6 protein-coding genes are annotated in these 5,806 nt (G+C 60.3%); all 6 read right to left on the bottom strand.

All coding sequences use genetic code 11. The annotated features are described in order from the left end of the window. Window positions 1-403 (bottom strand): MFS transporter (locus HP459_RS20680; RefSeq protein ID WP_171936756.1); only part of this gene is annotated, 403 nt, incomplete at its 3' end. 100 nt (window positions 404-503) lie between these two features. Beyond that, window positions 504-956 carry a DUF1198 domain-containing protein gene (locus HP459_RS20675; protein ID WP_014830062.1) on the bottom strand — a complete coding sequence of 151 codons (453 nt, stop codon included), beginning with the start codon at window positions 954-956 and terminating at the stop codon, window positions 504-506. Between the two features lie 151 nt (window positions 957-1,107). Continuing rightward, window positions 1,108-2,112 (bottom strand): alpha/beta fold hydrolase, encoded by a 1,005-nt coding sequence (locus HP459_RS20670; RefSeq protein ID WP_023298971.1) that lies wholly within the window; start codon window positions 2,110-2,112, stop codon window positions 1,108-1,110. 161 nt (window positions 2,113-2,273) lie between these two features. Next, on the bottom strand, window positions 2,274-3,665 hold the full coding sequence (gene uhpT, locus HP459_RS20665) for a hexose-6-phosphate:phosphate antiporter (protein WP_023298970.1): 1,392 nt from the start codon (window positions 3,663-3,665) through the stop codon (window positions 2,274-2,276). Window positions 3,666-3,797: 132 nt separating this feature from the next. Beyond that, window positions 3,798-5,108, bottom strand: coding sequence for an MFS transporter (locus tag HP459_RS20660; RefSeq protein WP_032626671.1), 1,311 nt, complete (start codon window positions 5,106-5,108; stop codon window positions 3,798-3,800). Next, a partial coding sequence (locus HP459_RS20655; RefSeq protein WP_253939664.1) for a histidine kinase occupies window positions 5,101-5,806 on the bottom strand: 706 nt, incomplete at its 5' end. The genes HP459_RS20660 and HP459_RS20655, both read right to left, overlap by 8 nt.

Genomic DNA, 5,806 nt, shown 5'->3' with positions numbered 1-5,806 from the left:
TCAGCGAGGCCGACATCGCCCAGAAGCCGCCTAACCCCAGCCCCAGGCAGGCGCGACCCAGCAGCAGCAGGGTGAAGCTTTCAGCGAAAGAGACCAGCAGGCAGGAGAGCGTCAGCAGCACGCTGAACAGAATAACCACCTTGCGACGGTCAATGGTGCCAATCGCCTGGGTGATAAACAGGCTGGCGAACATCGCCACAAAGGCGGTGACGGTAACGGACTGCCCCGCCACGCCTTCGGAAATGCCCAGATCCTGCGCCATCGGCGTCAGCAGGCTGACCGGCAGAAACTCAACGGTGATCAGGCAGGCGACGCAAAATGCCACGGAGAAAACCGCCGACCAGTTGGGGCGAGACACCTCTTTGGCCTGCGGCGGAGTCGTGGGCTGGATATGTTCTGTCATGGCATCACCTGAGATAAAAACGTGCGGAAAAGTCGCGCAGTTTATCATCAAAAGTGTGACGGATTTAACGATTTGACAACTTTTGTGGTTTTAGAGGGGATCAGTGCAGATAAAACACACCTTCTTCCGGCAGAAATAGCTGGTTATAGCGCAGCTGGAAGGCGTTCAGCTCCTGCGGATCGGGCTCCATTTCGCGCATAAAGCCAAGTGCCAGTCGAATTTGCGCATCGGTAATGGGTGCGGCAAGGCGGGCTTTACGCAGCATACGGTGCCAGGTATGCAAATTCTCTTCACTGCCGTCGACAATGCAGACCTGCCAGATGAGCAGCACCTGCGCCGCATTTTGCAGATGTGCCTCGTCGGGGCGCTCAAGGTAGCGGATAAACTCATTGCCCGGCGTTTTACCGAACTGATCGATCATCGACTCGACTGGCATCGGGGTGATGCCCAGCCGCTCGCTTAAACGTTTGATGGCGCGGCGGGAGTCTGAGGTCAGGACACGAAATCCAACCACAAATACCACGGCAAGCGTTGCCAGCATTATCCAGACCATGCGTTCTCCTTAGACTAGCCGCCCATCATAGCGGGAAACGCAGCGCGTCAACAGCGGGAACGGCCAGAATAGTGAACCGAAAAAAGCTGGATAATTGCGATGAAAGCAATCCCGCGCAGGCGTGGCTGCGCGGGCTGTTGCTGGAGACCCTTCAGCGCGCCTGAAGCCCTTTCAGCAGCGCGTCGTGGAAACGTTCAGGATCCTGCATCTGCGGCGCGTGGCCCATGTCGTTAAACTCGACCAGCGTCGCGTGCGGAATGCGCTTCGCCGTCTCTTTGCCCAGCACCGCGTAATTGCCGAGCGTCTTGCGGATCTCCGGTGGGGCGAGATCTTTCCCGATGGCGGTATTGTCCTTAGTGCCGATCATCAATAATACCGGCATCTTCAGCTCGCTAAATTCATAGACAACCGGCTGGGTATAAATCATGTCGTAGAGCAGCGCCGAGTTCCACGCCACGCGAGCTTTGCCCGGCCCGTTGTTCAGCCCGGCGAGCATAGTGACCCAGCGCTCGTACTCCGGTTTCCACTCCCCGGCGTAGTAGGTGTTTTTCTCGTACTGACGAATACCGTCGGCGCTAACTTTCAGCTCGCGCTGGTACCACTGGTCGACCGTAATATGCGGCACGCCGCGCGCTTTCCAGTCTTCCAGACCAATCGGGTTCACCATCACCAGCTGCTCCACCTGCTGCGGCCACATCAACGCATAGCGGGTTGCCAGCATGCCGCCGGTCGAATGTCCTATAACCGTCACGCGCTCGACGCCCAGCGTTTTCAGCAGCGCGTGGGTGTTATCCGCCAGCTGCTGGAAGGTGTACTGGTAATGCTCCGGCTTGGTGGATTTACAAAAACCAATCTGGTCAGGGGCGATCACGCGATACCCACCGGCCGACAGCGCGCGGATAGTGCCGTCCCAGGTGCCAGCACAGAAGTTTTTGCCGTGCATCAGCACCACGGTGCGGCCGTTGGGTTTTTCCGGTTTCACGTCCAGGTAAGCCATATCCAGAGGCTGGTTCTGCGAGGTAAAGGTAAAGTGTTTTACCGGCCAGCCGTAGTCAAAACCTTCCAGCTTCTCGCCGTAGGTGGGGGCATCCGCGGCCATTGCGGGGGACGCCAGCGCCATCAGCAGCGCAAGGCAGGATAATCGTCGGGTTAACATGCAAGCTCTCCGTTAGCAAAAGGGCTAAGGCTGCACGAAAGGCGGCAGCAAAAACACTGTAGAGCATAGAGAGGAGCGAGTGTGTAAAGCGGAGTAAAGGTAGGCCGTGCAAAATAAAAAAGCCCGGCATCACACACCGGGCAAAGAAGTTACCTGCACACTCAGGCTACTTTTAATTTCTGCGCACGATTCTCACGGCGGATCTTACGCTCTTCCAGCACCGCAACCATCGCCATCAGGACGATACAGCCAATCGCGGCGGCATCCAGCGCGGCGAAGGTGCCCGCCCAGCCGGTAAGGCCGAAAATCGGCGTGCCGTCGGCGATCATCCCCAGGCCCAGCTTGGCGAAGCTGTCGCCGATCAGGTAGGCGAAGGTGCCCTTAATCCCATCGGCGGCGCCGATCGCTTTTTTCGGGACGAAGCCCACTGCCGCCACACCGATCAGTAATTGCGGACCAAACACCAGGAAGCCGAGCGCGAACAGGGACGCCAGGTAAATGTACTGGTTGCTGGCGTGCTGGTAGACGCCAAGGGTGGCGATAATCAGCGCCAGCGCGACGCAGGCCACCAGCGCGCGGCGGCCATTGGCGAGGTCGGAGAGCCATCCCCACAGCAGCGTGCCGACCAGCGCGCCCACTTCAAACAGGGTGAAGCCCTGAATCGCCACTTCTTTAGAAAGCTTCAGCTCCTGGAAGGCATACACGGTGGACCACTGGTCGATACCAATGCGCACCACGTACAGGAAGATGTTCGAGAAACAGAGCAGCCAAATCACTTTGTTTTTCAGCACGTACTCAACAAAGATCTGCCATTTGGACATCTCGTTTTCTTCGGTCTCTTTGTCCTCTTCGCTGATCTCTTCCCCGAACAGCTCTTCGGCTTTGCCGAGGCCGTACGACTCCGGGGAATCGCTGCCGTAGCGCAGGCCGATAAAACCAACAATCAGGGCAATAATCGACGGGAAGATAAACATGCCGATGACGTGACCGTCGAACAGGTAGTTCGCGCCGAACAGCGCCACGCCAGCCGCACCCGCTCCGCCGAGGTTGTGGGAGATGTTCCACATGCCGAGGTACGAACCACGCTTGCGGCGCGGGGTCCATTTGGTGATGGTGGAGTAGCTGCATGACCCGCCGGTGCTCTGGAAGAAACCGCTCAGGGCGTAAAAGGCGATCATCAGGAACAGGCTGACGGAGCCCGCGCCCATGCTGGCGCTGAAGCCGAGCATACAGATGGCAGAGAGGATCAGCATAAACGGCAGGAACTGCTTGGTGTTTTTGCCGTCCGCATAGTAGGAAACGACAGTTTTCCCCACGCCATAGGTGATGGAGAAGCCCAGGCCAATCATCCCCAACTGCGTCATGCTCAGCCCGTAGGTGGAGATCATGTCGTTCTGCGCGATGTTAAAGTTTTTGCGGATCAGGTACATAGTCAGGTAGCCGATGAAGACCACCAGATAGGACTGCATGAACGGTTTGAACCACATTTTGCGCCGCACGTCGAGCGGCAGATCCAGGGTCGGCTTGCGCACCTGATTTAAGAAGGCCAGCATGACTGAGTTACTCCTGAGCTGATTTTTGCAGCATTGTAAAAACCAGCCAGGAGAGATGCCTGAGACAGCGTCCAGGTGAAACCGGGAAAATTTCTTAGTTTTGCGCGACTCGACAGCAAAAGGTGAGGGGCGTCACGCTTCGCGCGGTGCCTGCGCGTGCAAAAACGGCAGCAACAGCAGGGCGGAGATGCCCGCCGCGATGGCGATCACCGCGAAGAACCCGCTCCAGTGCCAGATGTCGATCACCCGCGCCAGCGGCCAGCCGGAGAGCGATGCGCCGAGGTAGGCAAACAGCCCGACAAAGCCCGTCGCCGCGCCTGCCGCCTCTTTGTGGGAGCACTCTGCCGCCGCCATGCCGATCAGCATCTGCGGGCCAAAGACGAAAAAACCGATGGTGAAGAAGCACGCCGCCTGCATCACGTAGCTGGCGAACGGCATCAGCCACAGCGAGCCGACGGAGAGCAAAATTCCGGCGGCGAAAATCAGGTTCATCGGCCCGCGGTTGCCGTTGAAGAGCTTGTCCGAGCCCCAGCCCGCCACCAGCGCGCCAATAAACCCGCCCAGTTCAAACATGGTCACTGCCGAGTTGGCGGTCACCAGATCCACACCGAGCGTCTCGGACATGTACAGGTTGCCCCAGTCGTTGATGGCCGCGCGCACCACGTAGACCAGCACGTAGCAGAGCGACAGCAGCCAAATGTAGGGGTTTTTCAGCACGTATTTGGTGAGGATCTGCTGGCGGGACAACCCGGCCCCCTCCTGCTGCTGGGCGATCTCCATCTCGTCGTGCCGCCAGTCGCCCACCGGTGGAAGGCCGACGGTTTGCGGCCTGTCGCGCAGGCGCCAGCAGAGGAACAGCCCGGCGACAATCGCGAGGCCACCGGCAATCATCATCCCCGCACGCCAGCCGTAGTGCAGCGCGGCAGCCCCCACCACCATCGGGATCAGCGCCCCGCCGACGTTATGCGCGGTATTCCATATCGCCCACCAGCCGCCGCGCTCGTTGCGTGAGTACCAGGCGGTCAGCAGGCGGGCGCAGACCGGCGCGCCCCAGCCCTGGAAGAAGGCGTTCAGCGCCCACAGCAGGGCGAAGGCCCAGAGCGAGGTGGAGAAGCCAAACAGGATGTTCACCACGCCGGTGGCGATCAGCCCAACGCCCATGAAATAGCGCGCATTGGAGCGGTCGCTGACGATGCCGGAGAAGAACTTCGACAGACCGTAGGTGATGTAAAACAGCGTCGCCAGCAGGCCGATGTCGGTGCGCGCCATCACGCCGCTGGCGAGGATCTCCGGCGCGGCGGCGTTGAAGCTTTTGCGGGTGAAGTAGAACAGCGCGTAGCCGAGCCAGATAGTGACCAGGATATGACGTCGCCAGTAGCGATAGCGGGCGTCGATTTCCGCTTTGTTGCCTAGCGGGGCGGCGCTGGCCGGGGTTTTAAACATGGTACGTCCTTAACGGCAAACTGACGCTGACGCGCGTCCCGTGGGTGCAGGAGATCGTCAGCGTGCCGCCCAGCGCCTTCACGCGCTCGCGCATGCCCGCCAGGCCAAAGCCCTGTTGGCCGGATCCCGGCGGCAGGCCGCAGCCGTCGTCTTCAATCACCAGCATCAGGCGCTCGTCCTGCTGCCAGCCCTGGATCGTGACCGCGCGGGCACTGGCGTGTTTGACGATGTTGTTCAGCCCCTCCTGACAGACGCGGAACAGCGTCACGCGCTGACCTTCGCTCAGGGTAGCTTCATTGATGCGCCAGTCGAGATGGCTGACTATCCCGCGGCTTTCCAGCTCCATCTCGCGCATCAGGGAACGCACCGCCTGCTCCAGGGACAGATCGTCAAGCTGGCGCGGGCGCAGCCGCCCTAACAGGCGGCGAACGGAGTCATAGACACCCAGCGAAAGCTGTTCGATATGCGCCCCGCCCTGCTTCACACCCGCGTTTTCTGCCGCCAGGCGCTGGACAATGCCCGCCTGGGTGCGGATGGCGGTGATGGTCTGGCCGATGTCATCGTGCAGCTCGCGGGCAACCTCCTGGCGCACGCTCTCTTCCGTCTCCAGCAGACGCTCCGCCAGACGGCGATTGCGCGCCAGCTCGGCTTGCAGAGACTGGTTCAGCTCGCGCAGGCGCTGGATGCCCGCCCCCAGC

The sequence above is a fragment of the Enterobacter sp. CM29 genome (assembly GCF_013179605.1).
GTDB classification, from domain to species: domain Bacteria; phylum Pseudomonadota; class Gammaproteobacteria; order Enterobacterales; family Enterobacteriaceae; genus Enterobacter; species Enterobacter intestinihominis.
Note: the sequence above shows the minus strand (reverse complement) of the source record. Positions and strands in the feature narration are given on the sequence as shown.

Coding starts and splice junctions, on each gene's coding strand:
- HP459_RS20660 (WP_032626671.1), bottom strand. CDS start 5,108: ATGTTTAAAACCCCGGCCAGCGCCGCCCCGCTAGGCAACAAAGCGGAA.
- uhpT (WP_023298970.1), bottom strand. CDS start 3,665: ATGCTGGCCTTCTTAAATCAGGTGCGCAAGCCGACCCTGGATCTGCCG.
- HP459_RS20670 (WP_023298971.1), bottom strand. CDS start 2,112: ATGTTAACCCGACGATTATCCTGCCTTGCGCTGCTGATGGCGCTGGCG.
- HP459_RS20675 (WP_014830062.1), bottom strand. CDS start 956: ATGGTCTGGATAATGCTGGCAACGCTTGCCGTGGTATTTGTGGTTGGA.